Genomic DNA, 23,421 nt, shown 5'->3' with positions numbered 1-23,421 from the left:
ATCTTTGCATTAGGCGCAAGTTCTTCGTAACGAAAGAGTGAATCCAGATCCCATTGTTTCATATGGAGGAGAGGAGACCGACATGAGCGTATTGGTTTATGGCGCAGGTGTTATAGGTAGTTATTTGACCCACGTTTTGCAACAGGGCGGCAATGAGGTGACCGTATTGGCTAGAGGAAAACGGGCGGATGTTCTGGAGAGAGAGGGACTTGTCATTCGCCATTATGTTCAGCGAAAAACAACAGTAGATCGTATTCGTGTCATCAGGGCTCTGGACAGGGATGATCAGTATGATCTCATCTTTGTGGTCATGAAATATACGGATTTTCAGGCGGTCCTGCAACGGAAGAGGCTGATCGCAAAGTCGCGGAAAGAGTTGCGGAAAATGCAGCTAACCGGGGAATTTCGCGTGCACAAATTGCGCTTGCATGGTTGCTGCAAAAGGAAGAGGTCACAGCGCCGATTATGGGTTCGACCAAAATCAGCCATCTGGAAGATGCGGTTTCGGCGTTGTCGGTTAAATTGACTTCTGAAGAAATTACCCGTTTAGAAGAACTGTATATTCCACATCCATTCATATAAATTTGACGCAAGTAAGGCGTGCATCTACTAATCATGCAAAGCCTGATTCTTATATGGTCAATACTATGGAAAGAACTCTTCATGCTATGTCTCATGAAGAGTTCTTTCGCTTTTGTGGTGATACGGTGAATCGTACCACATAATGGTAAAGTAGAGAATCGAGCTGAAGGTGGATGCAATGCTGCTATGTTGTTCGGAGGATGTTGCTTGATCATAGACATTGTATAACTCAGCTGAAGGAGCTCAAAAAAACAGGTAAGTTTGATGATTTCCCCCTCATGTGTCCCTATGCATATACTTATGTATTTTGGAGAAAGTCATTACTTAAGGAAGAATACTTCTACGGTGATAGTCTATGCAGAACGATGGAGAATAACTCTAACTATAGATCACCTTTGATTATTGTCGAGGGACAAGAACATGGTCCCATTGAAAGTCGCTATTTTAGCGGCTTTTTTATTTTATCGGTACAAGTTCTTGTCCCGAGCCAAGGACAAGAACATAGTTCGGTTACCGATTAGATGAATATCTAAGTAATCCCATCGCTACTTCATTAAGCTAACGGGCAGATTTGCTCAATGGCGTGGGGCAAACTCACATAATTCTAATTATTTATTGGGTACTTTTTATTTTATTGCCTTTCAATTAGAATATATTAGTACCATAATTGAAACTTAATTCCATCAAATGAAACATGAGTGCTGTTTTTCCAATACTTACATCAGGCAATAGGAGAGGAGGAATTTCATGCAAACCATTTTTGATGCGCACTTACACATCACAGAGCCATGTTTTCTTGTAATAGAGAATCAAGGATTCGATCAAAACTATCGGATTGATTCGTTGCTAGCGTTATCAAACAAGAAAGCAGTCGATCAACATGATCAAATACCTTTGTTCAACTAACCGACAGGATAGTTTATATCAATCGCTGCGTAATGCGGGTGAAAGAGGGATTTTGCCGCTATTTTGGCATAGGTTATTTCAGCGAAGAGATGGGGAAAAAATGGAGAATAATCAAGAGTGGATTTCTTTTAACAACTAACGAAAGACCGAACGTTATAAACGTTAACAAGTTTAATTCGAATTTTCGAGGGTGATTTTTATCAAAATTTTCATCGAAGTAATAGACAACACAGAAGAAGAGGAGATCCGCATCAGGTGTCACCAAGTAGACGAAGAAATACATGAGCTCGTTAATAAAATAAAAACCGAAACACTCATTATACTTGGTTATCATGAGGATAAGATCAGCCGCATTAAAATTAGTGATATTTATTATTTTGAAGCTGTTGACGGAAAAGTGTTTGCGTATTGTAAGAACAACGTTCATGAAGTCAAACAAAAGCTTTATGAACTGGAGGAACTTTGCAAAGAGAAACATTGTTTTCGCGCTTCCAAATCCACGATTCTAAATATAGCCAAAATTTCTAGTATTCATCCGTCGATCAGCGGCCGTTTTCAAGCATTATTGGATAACGGGGAGAAGGTAGTCATATCACGGCAGTATGTGCCAATGCTTAAACACATACTTGGATTATAAAAGGGGGACCTATATGAAGTATTCCGAGCTCATTAAAGAAATGATTAGAGATTTCTTAATTATATTCGCCTCCATCATTATAATCATCACTATTTTGCGGCAAATCTATGCTCCTGATGCAAGTTTCGAATTAAATACGATTTTTACAATTATGGCTTTCTCTTTTCTGGGTGCTTTGACCGGAATCATTTTATATACGCCGCATGCGATTAGCGAGAATAAAATGCGCCTTCGCGTGATTTTACATTTCTTTTTTCTGGAAACTCTATTAATTTCTCTGGCTGTCTTATTGAATCTCGTATACGGCACTTTCGACATACTATTATTGGCTGTGGAAATTGCCATAGTTTACGCTATCGTTCGCCTGCTGACGTATAAGAATGACAAAAAGGAAGCTCAAAAGATCAATGAAAGACTAAAAACATTTAAAAACGAGGTTTAGAAGATATACACAAACCGTTCCTAAATAAAGTCTTATTCGCAGCGTAAGTACAATACTTTGCGTTGTTTTTTACAACCTATTGGCTCTCAGCTACAGCTTATCGTTTATGCGTATACACCTGCTCTTCCATTTATTATGATGAACTCATAAAAAGTTGGAGGAGGAGCAGAGAAGTCTTATGGAGATTTTAATACTTGTTGTTACGTTGGTCTTCGAGCTGGCAATTGCCGTTTATTCCATTGTAACCAAGCAAAGCCGCAGCAAGATAAAGAGTTGGACGAGAATCGCAATGTTTATAGTATTCATGATGCTGAGCTTGGGTAAAGTTGTCGTATGGGAGTACACTTGGGGACTGTTTGCAGGCTTGCTCTTTATATTAGCGTTCAAGGAAATGGTTGCGCTCCTGCGCAAACAAACACACCCCCCGCGTTACAAAGCTTTCTCTACGGTATGGAAATTCCTTTTGTTAACACTGACCGTAGTCATTACCCTTGTTCCTGTTTTACTTTTTCCACAGCATAGGCTGCCGCAAGTGACAGGTCCGTATCCAGTGGCGACCGCCACTTACAGCTATGTGGACAAGAATCGTATCGAAGAGTTTACGGATCAGAAAGACAATCGGTTTGTTAACGTGGAATTTTGGTATCCTGAACAGGCAGACGGAACCTATCCTTTGCTTGTGTTCTCCCATGGAGCATTCGGTATTAAAACAAGTAATACTTCTACCTTTACAGAACTTGCGAGCCACGGTTATGTCGTCGTTTCGATTGACCATCCCTATCATTCTTTTTATACCGTTTCCGAGGATGGAAAGGTCGTGACGATTAACTCCGAGTACATGCAAGAATTCAACAATGCAAATAAAGGGGTTTATTCGGTTGGTGAGTTTTTCGAGCTTACTCAAAAATGGATGAAATTGCGAACGGATGATATGGATTTTGTCATGGATACGATTCTGGAACAAGCCGAGCAAAAAAAAGATTCTGTATATGAACACATCGATACACAGAAAATAGGCGTGTTCGGTCATTCTATGGGGGGTGCGGCAAGCATAGCACTGAGCAGAGAACGCGATGACATTGACGCCGTAGTAAATATAGATGCTCCGTTCTTTAGCGAGCTTGTGTATGATAAGGTTACAAACGAATTAAAAGCAAAATCCGAAGCTTATACCATCCCGCTTCTTAACGTTTATTCGGATGATGTGTGGATACAGCTCGACAGCAGTTCTTCGTATATCGCGAATAGAATTTCAAATAAAAATTTCAAAGGTGCATACAATGTTCATTTTAAAGGCGCAAAACATTTAAGTTTAACCGATCTGCCTTTATTCTCGCCTATATTGGCAAACCTGTTGCAAGAAGGCCAAGAAGCAGATATCGATAAATATTATGCGATTGAAACACAAAATGAACTTATCCTTCGTTTCTTTGACTATGCTCTAAAGAATCAAGGTCAGTTTTCTCCAAAAGCGACGTATTGAGTATCTGTTCTATAAGTTAGTAAGAAGAATCTGTAATTTGAACCGTATTGATGTAAGGGTGGGATATGGAGAAATTTTCAAAGAAGTTAAGAATGAGTGTGAAGAAATGATAACAGAACTGTCGGTGGACAAGAACATGGTCCCTTTGAAAGTCGCTATTAGCGGCTTTTTTTGTTTTATCGGTACAAGTTCTTGTCCCGATTGCCGATTAGATAAGCATTTAATTACATTTAACTGCTCTAGCTTATTAAGAACGGGCAGATTTCATTAATGGAAGGGTAAATCTGATTATAATTATTTTCTCGCTATATGCACTTCTATACCTGTGATATTGTGAAACTACGCTTAAAATTGGCCGAGGGCTGCTTAGCTCGTACGCACTAAACAAGACATGAATTGCCAAGCTGAAACCGCAGTTGCAGATTATACACAAGAGCAAAGGGGAGAGTAAATGAGAACCAGTAATGCTTCACGCACAGTAGCAAAATTAAACGATTACATGGATGCACTAGCGAATCGGGGGTATTTCAACGGGGCAGTCTTGGTAGCCGAAGGGAATAAGATATTGCTGCGAAAGGGATATGGCATGGCGAATTTTGAGCACGACGTACCCAACACCCCACAAACCAAGTTTCGTATCGGTTCTCTTACAAAAGGGTTTACCGCTATGGCGGTGTTGCAGTTGCAAGAGCAGGGAAAGCTTCGCATTGATGATCCTATCCAAATTTACATACCAGATTATCCGAATGGCGACATCATTACGATCCACCATTTATTGACGAACACTTCAGGAATACCTGATTATCCAAGTTTCCCGAATTATTGGAAAGAAACGATGAGGCTGTATGCTACTATAGAACAAACCATTGGTTCGTTTAAGGATAAACCACTTCAGTTTCCCCCAGGAGAAGGATTCAGTTACACCAGTTCGTCATATATTTTGCTTGGTTTCATTATCGAGAAGACATCGGGGATATCTTACGAACGATATATATCTGAACACATCTGCAAGCCATTAAATTTAGTGAATACAGGATGTGAAGACGGAAGAACACTCCTGAAACAATTTGCGTCAGGGTACTCCATATGCAAAGGAATCATTCCAACCGAGTATGTCGACATGTGCCTACATGTGGGAGCAGGTGTGATGTACTCAACGATCGATGATCTTTACCTTTGGGATCGGGCGTTATATAGGGATGATTTGATTGGAAAACATGTGCGTGATCAATTATTCGGGAGTATGACCTCACCTGTCGGGAGTTATGGCTGGGTTGTAACGGAGCAATCCATTAATAATAAGCCAAGAAAGCGTGTCTGGCATAACGGAACGATGAATGGGTTTTATGTGGAGTTTAATCGTTATACCGATGAGGAAATCGCTATTATCGTGCTGAGCAATATCAACCTCACGCCCATAGACATTATAAGTCAATGTTTAGCCAAGATCGTGATGGGAGAAGACGTTGCCCAGCCCGGAGCTATACAGCCGTTAGATACAGCCCCAAATACACTTGAAAAGTATGCGGGAATATACAGTACCGCGGAAGGAAATATAGATTCATTGCAAGCAGATCAATTGACCGAGGCTTTAGATCAACTGACTATTATCAATACGCCACGGTTTGCAGTCGGGTTGTTTTACGACACATTCTACCGTTTCGGCATTGACCCCAGATCCACCGTAGTCGTGACCTTAGAGGATAACAGACTCTATCTGTTCATGCAAAAAAATAAAGGGGCATGGTTTAAATACGAGCTAATTCCGGTTTCTCAACAAACGAATACACTAAATTGCGTTACCGCACACATTGAGGAACAACTTGAATTTCACACGGACCCCGATGGATATTTGCGACTCATACATTTCGATCCAGCTGGAAATCGAATCGATGCTGTAAAATTAACTGCTGAGATTAATTAATGGCCGACTCTTTAGTTATTAAGCTAACGGGAAACGTTAGTTCAAAAGAAGACAAGAGAAGCCAGCCGTTTACGAGATCGGCTGCTTTTGTTCAACTAACGGTCAGGATAGTTGAATAACAGGACGTTCTGGGATAATCATGATCTTGCCTGATAGAGGTGAATTGACAAGTCCAACATATGGTACAATAGAAAAGGATATTATTTACATTTATATAAAATATGGGGGACAAATTATGACAATCATTGAATCAAGTTATTTTTGGCAAGGTACTATAATTAGACTAAGGGCAACTCAAAGAAGTGATTGGGAACAATGGAAATTGGAAAGCACCGATAGTGATGCAATTCGGCTAATGGAATGGGGTATCGAACTTCCTAAGAATGATATAGACGTTGCCGAAGTGTCGGATAAGTATGATAATTTCAAAGACAATTATAGAAAGATGTTTGCTATCGAAACGCTATCAAATAATCAGTTAGTTGGACTCATTAACTTAAATTCATTAGACCACAAAAATGGAGTGTTTAGTTTTGGCTTGGGAGTGAACAGAGGTTATAGGAACAATGGATACGCATCAGAAGCAACAAGAATTATTATGCGATACGGCTTCTATGAGTTACGGATGCAAAAATGCAATTCCAGCTGTGTTGAAATAAACGAAGCATCACTTAAATTCCATAAAAATCTCGGATTCATTGAAGAAGGACGAAGAAGACGAATTATTTATATGAGTGGAAAATTTTATGATAATATTTTGTTGGGGATAACAAGAGAAGAATTTGATGAAATAGAAAGTAAGCATAGCAAGATTAAACACCAATAAAAGAGAAGTTCTATCCAAAGAAAGTCGCTAATTTAGCGGCTTTTTTGTTTTATCAGTACAAGTTCTTGTCCCGAGTCGAGGACAAGAACATGAGCCGATTACCGATTAGATAAGTATCTAACTATGTTTCCATGCAATTTCATTAAGCTAACGGGCAGGAAAGTCCAAGATGGCAGAGGAATAAATATACAATTGTTATTTTCATAAGGAGGTCGTAATATGCCATTTCCAACGCATATAGTAGCCACTGGTGGATTTGTAGAAGATGGGCATGGAAATATACTTTAGTAAAAACTCGTGACGGTGGTTGGGTTTACCCTGGTGGACAAGTGGAAGTTGGAGAAAATCTGATAGATGGTTTGATCCGTGAAATCAAAGAGGAAAGCGGAATTGATGTTTCTGTTGGCAGTTTAGTTGGTGTCTATTCGAATACAGGGATACAGAAATGGTATGACGGCGTGACTGATGTTCCTACACAAGTTGGATTTGATTTCGTATGTCAGCCTATTGGTGGGGAATTATTATCTTTCTCTGAAGAAACAACCGACAGCCGTTGGGTAGCGAAGGATAGAGTTCTCGATTTGATTACACAGCCAAGTGTTCGATTTCGCTATCAGGCTTATTTGGAGTTTAACGGAGCCGTAAACTATGCGGACTACGTAAATAAGCCCGAGTTTACAATCAAACATCAAACATGTATTTCGAAGTAGATTGGTGCTAAGCTAACGGGCAGGATTGCGTGGCTCAAGGGCGAATAGAATAAGCAAAAAACTGCTTTTATCTAAATCAGAAGTGGAAGGATGAGCTGAGCAGTATGAGCCTATCGGCAACAATCAGCAATTTGGAAAACGGCAAACATCAGCACATCGTCGTTTATGGAACCAGTCTAACTGAAGGCGGCGCTTGGGTCAGTGGATTAAAGGAGATTCTGGATCGCCGGTTTCCGGGGCAAGTTAAGTTGACCAACAGTGCCAAAGCTGCACAATGGTCAGGCTGGGCACTTGAAAAATTGGAGGAACGTGTAATCGCTTTCGCTCCCGACGCCGTTTTTCTGGAATTCGCTATAAATGACTCGTATTTGCCTTATCAGATGAGTGTTACGAAATGCGGTGAAAACCTGAATGCTCTTATCGATCGAATTCATGCTGCCAACAAGAATTGCGAAATTCTGTTGATGACCATGAATCCACCGGTTCAGGAACACCTAGAAATTCGTCCTCTGATTGAGCAATATTATCAGGTGTATAGAGATACGGCTCGCAAGCGCGGACTTTTGCTCATAGATCATTACCCGGTTTGGTGGAGAATTTTAGACGAAAACCCCGCCGAATTCAACCGTCTTATTCCGGATGGAATTCACCCTTCGGACGAGGGCTCGACTAAAATAACGCTTGCCGAAATCGTTAAGACCTGGTTGTAGCAAGATGAGGTATTAATCATTGGAATAGAATTCATTACGTTAACGGGTAACGATAGCTTAATAAAACCAATAAAGCAGCTGGCCAACGTGATCAGATGATTTTGTTTTTGGCTTTAGCCAGTTGAGTGCGTAAAACGCGCGAAACAAAAAAACCATCCGCTATGCGGGTGGAGGGAAAGAGGTTTTACCAATAAGACCATCCCGATAGAAATGAGATGTTCAGGCTCAAAAAAAGGAATGGTCTTATATGGCAAACAAGAACTATAGTTTAGCTCACAGGAAATGTCCTTTTTTTGTGTAATAGAGGTGGAGGTAGTGGGGGAAATGGCTTCGTTTTTTCATGCATATTGTCCTAAAGGAGTAAAAAGCAAATACCGTCTCATTGTTTTTGACGACAAAAAGGAGGCGTTCATTCCTCTGACAGACAGCGTTATATGCAGTTAACAAAGCCAAAATTGGTTGATCTACTGATTCGGATGGAACAGTATATTACATATCATATTGTCTAATGACACAAATGTGGCGACATATAATAAAGCTTAGAAGCCTGGCTTATAGGGCTTTTTTATTTTAATGTAGCCAAAATTGTATCATTAAAAAATGCATAAAAATGACCACATTCTAGGATTTTGACACAAAAGTGGTTACATTGTGGAGAGCATATCACGAAAGACCGTAAAAGAAAGCAAAGCCACATTGAAATGTATGACACCACACCAAATATTGTCGGAGGACAAGAACATGTTCCGATAACTAATAATGAATTCAGATTGGTGCTAGGTGTCGCGGGCAGCTATTCTTCAATATAGTAAAAATGGTGGTTTTGCTAACAAAGGTAAGGAAGTGGCTTTGAAAATCATTACGAAATGGAAGCTACTTTTGAACACAAACTAAAGACCAAGTAATAAAGTCGCTAGGTAGCGGCTTTATTTTTTTATTTATTTCTTACTGGTTTGGCTACTTTCTGATTACTCGATAAACTGACAGGCATTTATAATTTTGAGAACAAAATCAAAGAGTATAGCAACAATCACAAAAAATATAGGGAAAGGGAGTGGTACTTTTATGTTCGTACAAGATAAACCAAACCTAACGAATTTAGAAATACATAACAAGGAATTCGCAACTCAAATCTTTGGATACAATCGAGATGAAGTGAACGAATCCTTGGACATTGTCATTCTAAACCCACTTGATTTTGTTCTCTGCCGGAATTCACTCCTTGCCCTTCGGTAGTTTCACCGTGTACCCCATATGCAAAATGCCGATAATTCGCTCATCCGGGTCCTATGGTTGGTGTTTAAGTACAAACAAACACCAGATTGAACGGAATATCATAGCTTCGACACGAAATCGTTTTAGAATGAAGATAATATGAGAAAGATCATTCATTCGCCAAAAACTAACATTATCTCACAATAAAAAGCATGTACAATTGCATAATTATGGTATAAGTTAAATATGAAAGAAACATTTTTTACATAATATAATATTTATACCCATATTAGGAGGGCAACTCATGAGAAGAATTTTCGCTTTAAGCTGCGGATTCTATCTATTAATCGGCATAACCAGCGTTGTACTCGGTGCTCTTTTACCTGTTTTATTGACACATTATGAGCGTGGTTATAGTGATGGCGGGTTTTTGTTGTTTTTGCAGTTCCTCGGTTTTCTTGTCGGGGTGCTCGTTGCTCCTTCCATGACTGCTCGCATCGGCAGAAAATCCATGTTAACCATCGCACTGATCTATATTGTGGCCGCCTATACCATTCTCGGATTTTTGCCATCCTGGACAGTTGTTCTTCTTCTAACCATTATTGTCGGGTTCGGGTCTGGCATCATTGAGCCCTCCGTTGGTGCGTTTACGATAGAATTTACGGAAAATCAGAAAGCAGTCGCAATGTCCAAGCTTGATGTGTTTTTTGCCCTTGGAGCACTTCTCATTCCGGCAGTCGCTGCCTTATACATATGGCTGGATCTTTGGCATCTTACGTTTTATACCGTTTCCGCATTGTCCCTGGTTCTCATGTTGTTATGGGTGACCATGCCCTTCTCCGCCGCTTCTTATCTGAAAAAGGCTGGTGAAAATACAGTTGGACATGCAACGGACAGGTACTCCAGAAAACATCTGGGCCTGCTCACGATCTTCGTCATCTTTTTCTTCGTATACATGGGTCTGGAATTAGGCCTGATGAACTTCCTGCCTTCCATTCTGGTCGAACGATTGCGGTTACAGGAATCTGTCGCTTCACTCAGCGTATCCATCCTATGGATTGCAATGATCATCGGCCGTCTTTTTTCCGGAAAAATTGCTGAGGCGGTCAACTACATGCCTTTCCTGATCTGGAGTACGGTAGGTACACTTCTGTTCGCCGTTGCCATGGTGTTCGTAACAGGCCAATGGGCAACATACCTGCTAATCTTCGGAACCGGATTGTTCATGTCGGGACTGTTCTGTATCGCACTGGTCTATGCCAACATATTGATCCCGGGCATGACTGAGCGCACAACCAGCATTCTGATTGCATCAGGCGGCATCGGTGGCGCCATCCTGCAGTATGTAACCGGATGGAGCATGAGTGCTTGGCCTGTAGTGAACACGATCTGGATATTGGCCGCATTTTGTCTGATTCTACTCCTCACTCTCGTGCTCTCTCATCTCTGGAACGTAAGGAACAGTACCGTAAGTCGAACTCTCGCATATCAGAGTAAAGAGATTTAAACGTTGCTTCTTGAGAGGGGTGATGCCTGCGTAATCCGGAATTTTTGATCTTCGTTTGGTCTAGACCATTACATTTATGGAGGGAATCGTATGCAAACTTTAACCAAAAACCGTTTCAGAACCGGAAAAGGGATTAAGTTGATTGACGATGCAGGCGTTGAATATCTGGATGGCGTATCCGGAACATTCAATCTGTCACTGGGCTACAATCACCCGCATGTCGTGAGTAAAATTCAGGAACAAGTCGGCAATCTGACGCATATGTCTTCCTCCTTCACAGAACCGTATGTGGATGAAGTGCTCGATCATCTGATTGAATATGCCCCAAACGATATTAATGCCGGATGGATGCGGGATATTACAGGTTCAACCGCAAATGAATGTGCTACCAAAATTGCACAGAAATATACGGAATCCACAGACATAATCAGCTTGTATCTGTCCCATCATGGACAGACCCAGTTTGCAACCGGGATTTCGGGAAATGCCTTCCGGCGGAAACGGTTTCCAAATTCGGCTGTTGCCAACTCCGTTCATGTACCTGCACCATACTGCTATCGTTGCCCTTTCAAATCTTCAAGCGGAGACTGCGGATATCAATGTGTTGAAGCTATCTCTGATGCCATAGAATATGCGAGTTCCGGCTCAGTCGCCTGCATGATCATTGAACCGATCCTCGGGAATGGCGGCAATATCGTTCCTCCTGCAGGTTATTTCAAACGCCTGCGTAAACTGTGTGATGAGTACAACATCATTCTCATAGCCGACGAAGTGCAGACGGGGATCGGACGTACTGGGTACATGTTCGCCAGCGAATTGTTCGATATCCAACCTGACATGATTACCCTTGCCAAAGGTCTCGGCGGAATTGGTGTACCTGTTGCTGCGGTATTGATGCAATCCAGATTGAATGTACTGGAAAAGCATGAGCATTCCTTCACCTCAGGAAGCAATCTGATTTCTGTAACCGCTGCTAAATCTACCCTGGAGGTTGTAGCCGCACCCGGATTCCTGGATGATGTGAAACGCAAAGGTGAAATTTTAGGCGGATTACTGCAAGATTTGACCATGAAATATCCAAGCATCGGCGAAGCTCGCGGAGTCGGGCTGATGTGGGGATTAGAAATGGTAGGTGACAGTAATGAACCGGATACGGATAAAACCAATGCCATTATCGACCGAGCCTTCACGGATGAGCATCTGATTTTAAGAGGATCACGTTACGGCTTCGGGAACGTAGTTAAAGTCAGACCATCGCTTACCACAACAGAAGACGAGTTGGTTGAAATTGTAGAGCGACTGGATTCGGTGCTTGCCAGCGTTCATTAGTACGTAATCCAAATTACATTCGGACACTAAGCTTACAAAACAATCTTTCGATCACTGTTATCCCCAGATTTTTTTGATTCCTCTTTACAGGGGAAAGTCCGGTGATAAAGGCGAACGCTTCGCTGCTCCATGTTTGTTCTATTTTCTTCGTTATTGTGTGATCTGAATTTAAATTCATATTTTTATAAGGAGGTTTTATCATGTTAGCATTGGTATACAAATCGGCATGGGATGTATCGCTTGAGGAACGGCCTGTTCCTGAAATCGCAAGAGACAATCAGGTGTTGGTTCGGATCCGGGCAACGGGCGTATGCGGTACCGACCTCGGTATTGTCAGCGGTAAATATCATGCAGTTCCTTCCGTCATTCTCGGTCATGAGTCTGCCGGGGAAGTTATTGCCGTGGGCCCTGCTGTAACGACACTGCAACCGGGCGACCGGGTTGTCATCGATCCTACCTATTATTGCGGGCAATGCGACATGTGCAGAACAGGGAGACAAAATCACTGCACACATAAGTCGGTTACGGAGACAGGTGTGAGTGCTGACGGTACATTTACGGATTATTATGTAACCGAGGATCGCTTTTTGTATAAATTGAAGGACCATGTGAGCTATGAAGAAGCGACCCTGACCGAACCGCTGAGCTGTATGCTTACGGGCATTAATCAGATCCACCTGCTGCCGAATTTTAGAACGATTATCCTCGGCGCAGGCCCGATTGGCATTCTATACAGCTACGCCCTCGCTTCCAAAGGCGTCACTGGCTGTCTCGTCGACATCTCCGAAGAACGTCTGGCTATTGCTGGTTCGATTGCACCAGAGCGCTGGGAGGTTCATTCATCCTTTGAAAATGCAATAGAGTCGCTGGCACCCACAACCAATCAGGTTGATATGATTGTGGATACGACAGGCGTCGTGGGCACACAAGTGCTTTCGCAACTCGCCAGCGGCGGTTATCTCATGCTGGTCGGTCTGAGAGATGGAAACACATCGTTCAATCCCAAGGAAGTCGTGGACCGCAGTCTGAAAATTATTGGCTCCATCGACTCCCTGGGCACATTCGCAACAGCCCATTATATGATTGAGCAACAGATTATCCCGGCGAAAAAAATTATCACCCACTCTTTCCCGTTGGAGGATTACGAAGAGGCGTTCCGCACGCTCGGCTGCGATATTCAGGGGCGCACACTTCAAGCTTCTTCACATGCCATCAAAGTAGTGCTGCAATCCAGCGGCTCCAGTATCTAAAGCAGCAAGTTAACCATGATTGAGATAAATTAGAGATAATTGCTTACAGAATCCTGGAGGAGGAATACAACATGGTAGCAAACAAGGAGTTTGACGGGCTGGAAGAGTCGAAGGATGGCAGCATTCAGGCGGTCATTTTTGACATGGACGGCGTACTGATTGACAGCGAACCGATTTATTTCGAGATTGAGCGCAGCTCTTTTGCTCATTTTGGCGCAAAAATGACGGAGGTGGAACATCACACCTATGTCGGAGTTACGCTGGAGTCGATGTGGCGGAAAGTGTTGGACAAGCACCAGTTGACGGCTACCGTAGAAGAAGCCCTCGCCTACCATCAACATAATGTGATGCAGACGATGCTGGCTTATCCGGAGCTGACGGCCATGCCTTCCGTGGAACGCTGGTTAAGCTGGCTGCATGAGCAGCACATTCCTATAGCCGTTGCTTCTTCCTCACCACGTACACTGATCGATCTGATCATGGACAAGACCGGGCTTGGAAAATACTTCGAGGTCCGAATGACAGGTGAGGAAGTTGAGAGCGGCAAGCCGGCACCGGATATTTTCCTGACTACAGCTGAAATGATTGGAGTGTCCCCTTCAAACTGTCTTGTCATTGAAGATTCGCGCAATGGCGTTCAGGCCGCCAAAAGTGCAGGCATGCGCTGCATTGGATACTGTAATCCGGGATCAGGTGACCAGGACTTATCCAAAGCAGATCTTCAGATTTCCAGTTATGATGAATTATGGACGCTGAAAGATACACTTCCGTTGGAAGGCAGATCGCCAAGCTTGACGGAGATAAACTAAGACGAGACTATGAATACTATGAAAAGTGGATCAAAGACTTAAATAACAAAATACGAGAATTAAACTCTCATCGAGACTCGACCAGTCTAATTGACCGGGTTAGGCAGCTAGAGATTGCCAAGTGGGGTAGGGCAAAAGAGTAAAAAATCATGAAATATTATCGATATACTCGTTAAAGTTGAGTTCAATTTATATCATTCATAAACACTTTTCAGAGGAAGCACCTCTTAATAAGGCATAAGCCCTTTATTAAGAGGTGCTTTTTTTGATGGAAAAGGAGAGAATCTGATGAAACATTACACTAGATTATGATACTCGGTACTGTTCTCATGTTAGTATTTCAGTCTGTAGGTATCTCTTTTACCCTAATTGCATTTGGAGAAGAAGCGACTGTTGCCAATTTGGCCATTGAATATGGAACACCGGATTACATTTTGGTGGGGGAGGAGAGGCAACTGAAGGCAGTGCGTTCTTATGAAGATGGATGTGACTGCGTTAAGTAACTGGTTCTCCAGTGACGAGACAATTGGAATGATATATCATCCTGGTGTATTACTTGGGAAATCCCCAGGGGAAGTTACAGCAGAGGTATACGATGAAACCAGTTCGACTTCGTTAAGCATCGTTGATTATCAGACGCTTGAAGCACAAGTTACGAATAATATGTAATCAGGGTGATTCTACTCAAATCACAGCACAGTCGGTCCTAAATGAATGATATTTATATTGAAGACATTGTGCCTAGGGCTACCTTTGACTCATTATTATGTAGTATTATTCATTAGCCGAGAGGGGGAACCGGATTCGTCGCGGAAATCCACGGTCGGATTCAGCGTGGGCACGCCGCCCCCCCCTGCGAGAGGTCCTACATCACGCGGTAGGCAGGGGCGAGCTGTCGCGAAGAATCGTTTCCCTTCAGATGGATCGCCTTAAAGAAAATATCCACACGCAGCAGAAACTCTTGCACGAGCTTGAGAATGTATCGAGCCGGATGCGAAGGAACGATCTGGTTACCCTAGAGTATTTCACGAATATCATGCGAATGATGAGAATGAATCATGAGAAATATTTAGCCGAGAGGAAATCGAGCATGGATCTCCATCTCGACCGACTTGGCGAATATTTAGATGAGTATCCGGAAGAACCCGGACAAGGAGGATTCGACAATGAGCGAAAGGTCTACCAAGCATTCCACATTTGTCACCGAACCGAACTATAAACACTCCCATGCCCGCGTATTCGCTGCATGGGCAGGCCAAGACAGCCAAAGCCAGCTGGTTTCCTAAAGCTGACGAGTTTGCCTTCCGGGTCGGCGGACGCGAATTCAATCGTGGCGGCCCCGCCTGGGGGGGCAGTTTTCACTTTCGATGCCTGACCAGGAAATCGTTCCGGACAGGCGTATTGTGTATTCGTACACGCTGGACATGGAAGACAAGCGGATGTCCGTCTGCCTGAAATGCCGCTTCCGCATAACCCATTACAATTCAGAGCCAGTGGACATAAAAAAAGATGACCCTGATGAATTAAAGGGGCATCTCCTGGCAGCTTAACTCAGCGGTGTTTTGTTGAAACTGTCCACAATCCGGGCCAGTGTTCAACGCTGCCGAACAGTAACAAAAAAACAATTGAATGCAAATTAACGCTATGATACAATCATTAGCGTCATTGACAATCAAAACATATACAACATTTTATTTTATCCCTACTTTAATTGTACATCTGGAATTTTGATTTGTCAATGATCTTTTTTACCCCCAAAAAAAACGGAAAAAGGAGTGTGTTGAGGGGAAATGGAGGCGAAGGATTGGCAGGAGGAACAGGAGCGGCTGGAACAGGTCCGGAACAAGCTGCAGGCGAGAATCGCCGAACTGGAGCCGGATGTTGAGGGGCTGCGTGATCAGGCTTCAGACATCCGCAAGCGGTTTTGGGAAGATCTTACGATTAACACAAGCACGGGCGGAGATTTCGAAGAGACTTACTACACGATTAACCAGCAGTCCGCGTTATTGGCCGAACGGGAGCGCCGACACAAGCTGCTGACGGAGCAATGGAAAAGCATGAACCGTCTGCTCCCGTCTCCTTATTTCGGACGCTTCGACTTTAAGGAGGATGGTCTGGACTTCAGCGAGCAGATTTATATCGGCGTCTCTTCCTTCGTCGACGAAGACGGATTGAGCTTTCTGATTTATGACTGGCGCACGCCAATCGCGAGCCTGTACTACGACTACCCCCCCGGCCCGGCGTCTTATGTCACGCTGTCCGGACGATTCGAAGGGGTGATGGAGCTCAAGCGGCAGTTTCAGATACAAAACGGGCAAATCCGCAACATGTTTGACGCGAGCGAAACGATCGGAGACGAATTGCTGCAGCAGGTGCTCGGCAAAGGCGCAGATTCGCAAATGAAGAGCATCGTGGCAACCATCCAGAAGGAACAAAACGCCATCATCCGCGACGACAGCAGCCGGATGCTTATCGTGCAGGGGGCAGCCGGTAGCGGCAAGACTTCCGCGGCGTTGCAGCGAGTGGCGTACTTGCTGTACAAACACCGCCAGACGATCAAGGCCGATCAGATCGTTCTTTTCTCGCCGAATCCGATGTTTGCCGGTTATATCTCCACCGTCCTTCCGGAACTCGGCGAAGAGAATATGCAGCAGACGACATTTCAGGAATATCTCGATTATTGGCTCGGCTCCTCGCTGCGGCCGGAGGATCCTTTTGACCAGATCGAATATGTGCTGACCTCGCAAGGAGCGCCGGGGTACGAGGCTCGCCTTCAGGGGATCGGGTATAAAGCATCCGAGGCTTTCCTGCAAGCCCTGCAAAACTATGCAATGTGGTTGGGACAGGAAGGCATGCGGTTCAACGGTATTCGGTTTCGGGACCGCGATTTGATTACCGCGGAGCGAATGAAGGCGGAGTTTTACGGCCATGACCACTCCCTGCCGTTGTTCAATCGTGTCCTACTTTTGCAGGAATGGCTGCTGAATGAACTTGCTTCGCTGGAACGCGCGGAACGAGAAGCTCCTTGGGTACAGGAAGAGTTGAATTATCTTGACACCGAGCAGTACGTGGAGGCCTTCGAAATGCTGCATAAAGAGAAGGAAGTATTCGAAATTGCAGAAAAATACGCCACTCGTGAGAACGAACGCCGGGGAGATGAAGGCGACTTTGACTTCGGCCTTAAGGAGGAAGAGCTGCTTCGCCGAAGGATCGTGAAAGAAGGCTTTAAAGCGCTTAGGAAAAACGTGAAGAAATTCTCGTTCGTCGATATCAAGAGTTTATATGGGCAACTATTTGAGGGCGAAGCCCCTTATCGGGAGAAAACGAATGGGGCCGACATCCCTCCGCTGTGGGCTGAAATATGCGGGCAAACCAAGGAAGCGCTGCTCCGAAGCGAGTTGCTCCATGAGGATGCGACTCCGTATCTGTATTTAAGAGAACTGATCGAAGGCGTCCGGACGAACACGGAAATCCGGCATGTCTTCGTTGACGAGGGACAGGATTATTCGGCGTTTCAATATGAATATCTAAAAAAGCTGTTTCCCCGTGCCCGGATGACGGTGCTCGGCGATTTCGGGCAAGCGATTTATATGCAGTCTACAAGTTTGGACACAGCCGATTCGCCACTGGTCCGCCTTTTCGGTGAAACCGAAACACGCCTTGTCCGCCTTGTACGTAGTTATCGTTCAACCAAGGAGATTGTTGAATTTACGAAATCGATGCTTCCGGGCGGGGAAGACATTGCACCGTTTGAAAGGGGTGGCCCAAAGCCCCTTCTGACGAGACTGAACGGCGGTGAGAAGCGTGATACGCAAATTCTGGCAGACATCGCGGCGCTAACGGCCGAGGGCTTCGATTCCATTGCCGTCATTACGAAGACCGCAGCCGAAAGCCGGGAGGCCCATGAATCGTTACGGATTCATGGAGGTGAAGCTCTGCAGCTCATTACGAAGGAGACGCCGGGCTTTGAAAAAGGAGTGATGATCATTCCCGTGTATCTCGCCAAGGGTGTCGAGTTCGATGCAGTCTTGGTCTATGATGCTTCGCCCGAAGCTTACGTCCGGGACAACGAACGCAAGCTTCTTTATACGGCTTGTACGCGGGCCATGCACCGGCTTCATCTTTACACGACGGGCGATTGGTCGCCGTTCGTGCAGGCATTGCCTGCGAATTTGTACGAGAAAGCACCCTATTAACGGATCGGGGATGACGTCGGCCGCGATAAGCTGCTCTCATGATTCTGCAAATTTTGGGCGCCATGATCATGGTTATTCTGAACAGCACCGTTGTCAATAATGCCATTCCGAAACTCATAATACTTCGACACCGATCTGAAGATGATAAATGGACCGTCACCGTCTATCCCCCCGGCCTTATCCGCCGGTCCCAGTTGATCTAAAAAACCATCGCTCATAACGACACTTTAACTGCTGCATCATCCCATACAATCGTCGTGATCATCCCTCCAACGTTACAGCATCAACTGGCCAATTACCGCACTGGTAAACTCTTGTCAAATGTTTTTATATCAATTTAATGGTTAGGAGAGATATTGAATGAGTACTTTCGTTCTCGGCTTTCAGGAAATGGAAAAAACGCAGCTTTTACTCGTTGGCGGAAAAGGGTTGAATTTGGGGAAATTATCAAAAATTGAAGGAATACAAGTACCCGAGGGATTTTGCGTTACAACCGTGGGGTATCAAAAAGCCATCGAACAAAACGAAGCGTATCATGCTTTATTGGATCGCCTAACCATGCTAAAAGTAGATGATCGAGACCAAATTGGGGAAATCAGCAGGAAGATCCGGCAGATCATTTTGGAAGTAGAAATTCCTTCCGATGTAGTAGAAGCTGTTACTCGCTATCTCTCCCGGTTTGGCGAGGAACATGCGTATGCTGTGCGTTCCAGCGCGACTGCTGAGGATTTGCCGCATGCCTCTTTTGCCGGTCAACAAGACACCTATTTAAACATCATCGGCATCGATGCCATCTTGCAGCATATCAGCAAATGCTGGGCTTCCCTATTTACGGATCGTGCGGTCATCTACCGCATGCAAAATGGATTTGACCACAGTCAAGTATATTTATCCGTTATCGTTCAAAGGATGGTCTTCCCACAGGCTTCAGGGATTTTATTTACCGCTGATCCAATTACCGGAAACCGAAAGCTGCTTTCAATCGATGCCAGTTTTGGACTCGGAGAAGCGCTGGTCTCCGGCTTGGTTTCTGCCGATGTTTATAAAGTGCGGGATGAGCAAATCGTCGACAAGAGGATTGCAACCAAAAAAATCGCGATCTACGGACGGCAAGAAGGCGGGACAGAGACCCGGCAGCTCAATCCTGATCAGCAAAAGACTCAAACCCTTACGGATGACCAAATTTTACAATTGGCACGCATAGGAAGACAGATCGAAGCTCATTTCGGCCAGCCCCAAGACATCGAATGGTGCTTGGCTGATGATACCCTTTATATTGTCCAGAGCCGGCCGATCACCACTTTATATCCCCTTCCTGAAGCAAATGACCAGGAGAATCACGTGTATGTGTCTGTCGGCCATCAGCAAATGATGACGGATCCTTTTAAACCGCTTGGGATATCCGTTTGGGTGTTAACAGGTGCCAGCCCCATGTTTAAAACGGCTGGCGGAAGGCTGTTTGTGGATATCACGAAGGGCTTGGCTTCGACAACTGGCAGGCAAAATTTATTGGGTGTTCTAGGACACTCCGATCCGCTCATAAAAGACGCGCTTATTACCATCATAGAGCGGGGAGATTATATAAAGTTGGACCCGAATGACCAGAGCGAACCGGGTCCTGTAAAAAGCCATATAGGTATGTCAGCTACGGATATTCTGGCAGAAGCAGGAAGCGATCCGGCAATTATTGCTAATTTGATTAAGAGCAGTGAGACATCGTTATCAGCGTTAAAACAGAACCTCCAAACGAAATCAGGATTGGATGTATTCGATTGTATCCTGGAAGATATGCAGCAACGGAGGCAGCGTGCGTCAGATCTGAAAAATTTGAATGTGATTATGGCCGCTATGCATGCTTCTGCATGGATCAATGAAAAAATGGATGACTGGTTAGGTGAAAAAAACGTAGCAGACACACTTTCCCTATCTGTACCTAACAACGTCACTTCTGAAATGGGAATGGAGCTACTGGATGTTGCAGATGTGATTCGTCCCTATCCGGAAATAATTGAGTTTCTAGAACAGGTAAAGGATGATAGCTTTTTAGATGAATTGGTTCAATTCGAAGGTGGGCAGCAGGTACGTGATGCTATTGCTGCTTTTCTCGACAAATATGGAATGCGATGTGCCGGGGAGATCGATATTACAAGAACACGCTGGAGTGAAAAACCAAGTATACTGGTGCCTATGATCCTCAGTAACATCAAAAACCTTGAGCCTGGCGCCAGCAAACGAAAATTTGAGCAGGGGCGACAGGAAGCTTTGGAGAAAGAAGAGGATTTATTGGCCCGATTGAAACAATTACCGGATGGTGAACAAAAAGCCGAAGAGACAAAACAAATGATCGACCTGATCCGGAATTTCAGCGGTTATCGTGAATATCCGAAATACGACATTGTTAGTCGATACTTCATTTATAAACAGGCTTTACTTAAGGAAGCGGAACGACTCGTACAAGCGGGCGTTCTTTATGAAAAAGAAGATATTTACTATCTCGCTTTTGAAGAACTTCAAGAAGTTGTTCGCACAAATAAATTAGATTACCAGATTATCAGCAAGCGGAAGGACGAGTATAAATTATATGAAAAACTAACTCCGCCACGTGTGATTACGTCTGATGGCGAAATCATTACGGGTCAGTACAAAAGGGAAAATATCCCCGCCGGAGCTATTGCAGGTCTTGCCGTTTCTTCGGGTGTTATCGAAGGGAGGGCACGGGTGATCCTGAATATGGAAGAGGCTGATCTGGAAGATGGCGATATACTTGTGACTGCCTTTACCGATCCCAGCTGGACTCCATTGTTTTTATCTATAAAAGGCTTAGTTACGGAAGTCGGCGGACTGATGACCCATGGAGCCGTTATAGCACGTGAATATGGCTTGCCAGCGGTTGTAGGTGTGGAGAACGCGACCAAATTGATAAAAGATGGGCAACGAATTCGCGTGCATGGAACAGAAGGGTATATCGAATTATTGTAATGTTAAGAAGTTGGGATACTGGAAAGCCTTTTTTAAGTTTTAGACACCAAAACACCGTCAGTATTACTGGCGGTGTTTTATTACGTTTTGATCCTGCTTTTCTTTTAGCAAGCAATGATTCTACAGATTGATTGTGTATATCAAGTTTGATCGCCAAGCGTAATAACACATTAAAAAAGTAGAAGACATGTCAATTGTGACACTTTGAGTGTCGAGGGACAAGAACATGGTCCCATTGAAAGTCGCTATTAGCGGTTTTTTTTGTTTTATCGGTACAAGTTCTTGTCCCGAGCCAAGGACAAGAACTTGTACCGATTGCCGTAAAGGACAAGAACATAGTCCGATTACCGATTAAGCAAGCATTTAACTACATTTCACTGCTCTAGTTCATTAAGCTAACGGGAGGATTACTGAATACAATCATAGAATACCTAATATCGGATTTGATGTTAGGAGGGCGGAAAATGGAATTCATATTTATTCGGCATGGTCATGGAGAACATCTCAACGATTATCCCAATCGGTTGAATACTCTGCATCCTAGTCTTACAGAGTACGGCAAATTTCAAGTAACGCAGCTACGAAATGTAATGAGACGGCAACTATTATAAAAAATGGTATGGACTTCATTATTTCTCCGTTTGTTGGTCCGAGAATGTTTCCTCAAAACCCCGAACTTCCTTTTTTAGCATGTGATCACATCCTTTCTAAAACTGAGATTACAAATCTGTATGGAGAAACTGATATTCTTGATTTCAATTTGGATTGCTGGAAAGAAGGGATTAATAGGATCGAACAAGATATTTTTGAAGGATATGCTAAGCAGTTATTAGATTGGATCGGGGAAAGTTATAAAAACATATTCATTATTTCACATGATGGTACGATAACCAATTATCGAATATTGCTTGGAGAAAATGGATTGACCAGAAAAGATTTTCTCGGTGAGACTGGGGTATATCGAATGAAGTTGTAGTCTGTTGGTCGCTAAGCTAAGGGGAAACCTTTGTGGAGAACAGATGGAGCAGTTTGCCGGTTGGCAGCTGCTTTACTCTAATGGGCAGCATAGTTCAATTATAATTGTTTTCTCAATCCTGTTTATACGTTGAAACTGTTAAACTGTATTTAAGTTGAACGAATAGGGGAATTAGAGATGAGCAAAGGAAAAATCGTATTCTTGAACGGAGTAACCAGTTCAGGAAAAACATCTATAGTAGACGCTATTCAGTTAAAATCGGATGAGTTTTTTTATGTGGTTGCAAACGATCTTTTTGAAAATACAATTGGCGATAACTATCTTCGAGAAGATTATTGGAAATATTTAAGTGATGCCATTATTATGATGTATCATACCGCCAAACTATTTTCTGATCATGGTAAAAATGTGCTTATCGATGGCATCTTGGTAGAAAGACCTGAGTTAAAACCCCATTATGAAAAAGTTAAGAACATATTTGCTGGGTACCCCTTTTATATTGTTGAAGTGTTTTGTCCTTTGGAAATTTGTCGCCAAAGAAATATTGAGCGTGGAGATAGAACTGAAGATCAATCAGACTGGCAAAACAAAATGATGGCAAAAGATATACAGTACGACCGTACTGTCAACACACACATAAACTCTTCAGAAGAATGTGCTGATTCGATTCTAAAATGTTTGTATGGTAGGTCCGAAGATTAATCATATTACGCTAATGGGGGACGTTAGTTGAATAAAGATGAGAAGGCAACTGGTCAGATTGATCAGCTGCCTTGGAGTGGAATATTTATATAGCATTCACGAATGGAGTGATAATATGATCGGGAGGATCATACGAGTTTTGGAACAGAACCCGCGACTCGCTATCAGATATCCTGATGGTAGCTATACTAAGCAGGGGAAAGAAATGGTCGAACTAAAAAGTTCCGATTATACTGTT

At 43.6% G+C, this 23,421-nt stretch carries 15 protein-coding genes and 4 pseudogenes; 18 read left to right on the top strand and 1 reads right to left on the bottom strand.

Annotated elements, in window-relative coordinates; translation table 11 throughout:
• Positions 1–82 precede the first annotated feature (82 nt).
• The 16 genes and pseudogenes from MHH48_RS17935 to helD all read left to right on the top strand — a co-directional run.
• Positions 83–340: pseudogene (locus MHH48_RS17935) on the top strand (2-dehydropantoate 2-reductase N-terminal domain-containing protein); the annotation flags it as partial.
• 2 nt (positions 341–342) lie between these two features.
• Positions 343–582 (top strand): annotated as a pseudogene (locus tag MHH48_RS17930) (aldo/keto reductase); the annotation flags it as partial.
• 1,096 nt (positions 583–1,678) lie between these two features.
• On the top strand, positions 1,679–2,125 hold the full coding sequence (locus MHH48_RS17925) for a LytTR family DNA-binding domain-containing protein (protein ID WP_218641283.1): 447 nt from the start codon (positions 1,679–1,681) through the stop codon (positions 2,123–2,125).
• 13 nt (positions 2,126–2,138) lie between these two features.
• Positions 2,139–2,567 carry a DUF3021 family protein gene (locus MHH48_RS17920; protein WP_076323598.1) on the top strand — a complete coding sequence of 143 codons (429 nt, stop codon included), beginning with the start codon at positions 2,139–2,141 and terminating at the stop codon, positions 2,565–2,567.
• Between the two features lie 178 nt (positions 2,568–2,745).
• Positions 2,746–4,050, top strand: coding sequence for an alpha/beta fold hydrolase (locus MHH48_RS17915; RefSeq protein ID WP_076323597.1), 1,305 nt, complete (start codon positions 2,746–2,748; stop codon positions 4,048–4,050).
• 451 nt (positions 4,051–4,501) lie between these two features.
• Positions 4,502–5,974, top strand: coding sequence for a serine hydrolase domain-containing protein (locus tag MHH48_RS17910; RefSeq protein ID WP_076323596.1), 1,473 nt, complete (start codon positions 4,502–4,504; stop codon positions 5,972–5,974).
• Positions 5,975–6,209: 235 nt separating this feature from the next.
• The gene (locus MHH48_RS17905; protein WP_076323595.1) at positions 6,210–6,800 is read left to right on the top strand and encodes a GNAT family protein; all 591 of its coding nucleotides are present in this window, start codon (positions 6,210–6,212) and stop codon (positions 6,798–6,800) included.
• 224 nt (positions 6,801–7,024) lie between these two features.
• Entirely contained in the window at positions 7,025–7,510 is a 486-nt protein-coding gene (locus MHH48_RS17900; RefSeq protein WP_306024474.1) for an NUDIX domain-containing protein, read from the top strand.
• Between the two features lie 104 nt (positions 7,511–7,614).
• On the top strand, positions 7,615–8,220 hold the full coding sequence (locus tag MHH48_RS17895) for an SGNH/GDSL hydrolase family protein (protein WP_076323594.1): 606 nt from the start codon (positions 7,615–7,617) through the stop codon (positions 8,218–8,220).
• Positions 8,221–9,285: 1,065 nt separating this feature from the next.
• Positions 9,286–9,402 (top strand): annotated as a pseudogene (locus tag MHH48_RS17890) (DivIVA domain-containing protein); the annotation flags it as partial.
• Between the two features lie 337 nt (positions 9,403–9,739).
• Positions 9,740–10,942, top strand: coding sequence for an MFS transporter (locus tag MHH48_RS17885; protein WP_076323593.1), 1,203 nt, complete (start codon positions 9,740–9,742; stop codon positions 10,940–10,942).
• 90 nt (positions 10,943–11,032) lie between these two features.
• The gene (locus MHH48_RS17880; RefSeq protein WP_076323592.1) at positions 11,033–12,271 is read left to right on the top strand and encodes an aspartate aminotransferase family protein; all 1,239 of its coding nucleotides are present in this window, start codon (positions 11,033–11,035) and stop codon (positions 12,269–12,271) included.
• A 200-nt stretch (positions 12,272–12,471) separates the two neighbouring features.
• Entirely contained in the window at positions 12,472–13,521 is a 1,050-nt protein-coding gene (locus tag MHH48_RS17875) for an alcohol dehydrogenase catalytic domain-containing protein (RefSeq protein ID WP_076323591.1), read from the top strand.
• Positions 13,522–13,592: 71 nt separating this feature from the next.
• Positions 13,593–14,330, top strand: a complete 738-nt coding sequence (locus tag MHH48_RS17870; RefSeq protein ID WP_076323590.1) for an HAD family hydrolase — start codon at positions 13,593–13,595, stop codon at positions 14,328–14,330.
• A 1,166-nt stretch (positions 14,331–15,496) separates the two neighbouring features.
• Positions 15,497–15,784, top strand: a pseudogene (locus MHH48_RS17865) (SRPBCC domain-containing protein); the annotation flags it as partial.
• 336 nt (positions 15,785–16,120) lie between these two features.
• Positions 16,121–18,526 carry an RNA polymerase recycling motor HelD gene (helD, locus tag MHH48_RS17860; RefSeq protein WP_076323588.1) on the top strand — a complete coding sequence of 802 codons (2,406 nt, stop codon included), beginning with the start codon at positions 16,121–16,123 and terminating at the stop codon, positions 18,524–18,526.
• Here the strand turns inward: helD and MHH48_RS17855 are convergent.
• A complete protein-coding gene (locus MHH48_RS17855; protein ID WP_076323587.1) occupies positions 18,523–18,744 on the bottom strand; it encodes a hypothetical protein in 222 nt (73 codons plus the stop codon). The genes helD and MHH48_RS17855 overlap by 4 nt on opposite strands.
• A 142-nt stretch (positions 18,745–18,886) precedes the next feature.
• Here MHH48_RS17855 and ppsA point away from each other — a divergent pair, with 142 nt between their 5' ends.
• Together ppsA and MHH48_RS17845 are read left to right on the top strand one after the other, a co-directional pair.
• Positions 18,887–21,505 carry a phosphoenolpyruvate synthase gene (gene ppsA, locus MHH48_RS17850; RefSeq protein ID WP_076323586.1) on the top strand — a complete coding sequence of 873 codons (2,619 nt, stop codon included), beginning with the start codon at positions 18,887–18,889 and terminating at the stop codon, positions 21,503–21,505.
• Between the two features lie 1,153 nt (positions 21,506–22,658).
• The gene (locus MHH48_RS17845) at positions 22,659–23,183 is read left to right on the top strand and encodes an AAA family ATPase (protein WP_076323585.1); all 525 of its coding nucleotides are present in this window, start codon (positions 22,659–22,661) and stop codon (positions 23,181–23,183) included.
• Positions 23,184–23,421 lie beyond the last annotated feature (238 nt).

The sequence above is a fragment of the Paenibacillus sp. FSL F4-0100 genome (assembly GCF_037993005.1).
GTDB lineage: Bacteria > Bacillota > Bacilli > Paenibacillales > Paenibacillaceae > Paenibacillus_AQ.
This window is presented reverse-complemented; position numbering and strand designations above follow the sequence as displayed.

Coding starts and splice junctions, on each gene's coding strand:
- MHH48_RS17920 (WP_076323598.1), top strand. CDS start 2,139: ATGAAGTATTCCGAGCTCATTAAAGAAATGATTAGAGATTTCTTAATT.
- MHH48_RS17915 (WP_076323597.1), top strand. CDS start 2,746: ATGGAGATTTTAATACTTGTTGTTACGTTGGTCTTCGAGCTGGCAATT.
- MHH48_RS17910 (WP_076323596.1), top strand. CDS start 4,502: ATGAGAACCAGTAATGCTTCACGCACAGTAGCAAAATTAAACGATTAC.
- MHH48_RS17905 (WP_076323595.1), top strand. CDS start 6,210: ATGACAATCATTGAATCAAGTTATTTTTGGCAAGGTACTATAATTAGA.
- MHH48_RS17895 (WP_076323594.1), top strand. CDS start 7,615: ATGAGCCTATCGGCAACAATCAGCAATTTGGAAAACGGCAAACATCAG.
- MHH48_RS17885 (WP_076323593.1), top strand. CDS start 9,740: ATGAGAAGAATTTTCGCTTTAAGCTGCGGATTCTATCTATTAATCGGC.
- MHH48_RS17880 (WP_076323592.1), top strand. CDS start 11,033: ATGCAAACTTTAACCAAAAACCGTTTCAGAACCGGAAAAGGGATTAAG.
- MHH48_RS17875 (WP_076323591.1), top strand. CDS start 12,472: ATGTTAGCATTGGTATACAAATCGGCATGGGATGTATCGCTTGAGGAA.
- MHH48_RS17870 (WP_076323590.1), top strand. CDS start 13,593: ATGGTAGCAAACAAGGAGTTTGACGGGCTGGAAGAGTCGAAGGATGGC.
- helD (WP_076323588.1), top strand. CDS start 16,121: ATGGAGGCGAAGGATTGGCAGGAGGAACAGGAGCGGCTGGAACAGGTC.
- MHH48_RS17855 (WP_076323587.1), bottom strand. CDS start 18,744: ATGAGCGATGGTTTTTTAGATCAACTGGGACCGGCGGATAAGGCCGGG.
- ppsA (WP_076323586.1), top strand. CDS start 18,887: ATGAGTACTTTCGTTCTCGGCTTTCAGGAAATGGAAAAAACGCAGCTT.
- MHH48_RS17845 (WP_076323585.1), top strand. CDS start 22,659: ATGAGCAAAGGAAAAATCGTATTCTTGAACGGAGTAACCAGTTCAGGA.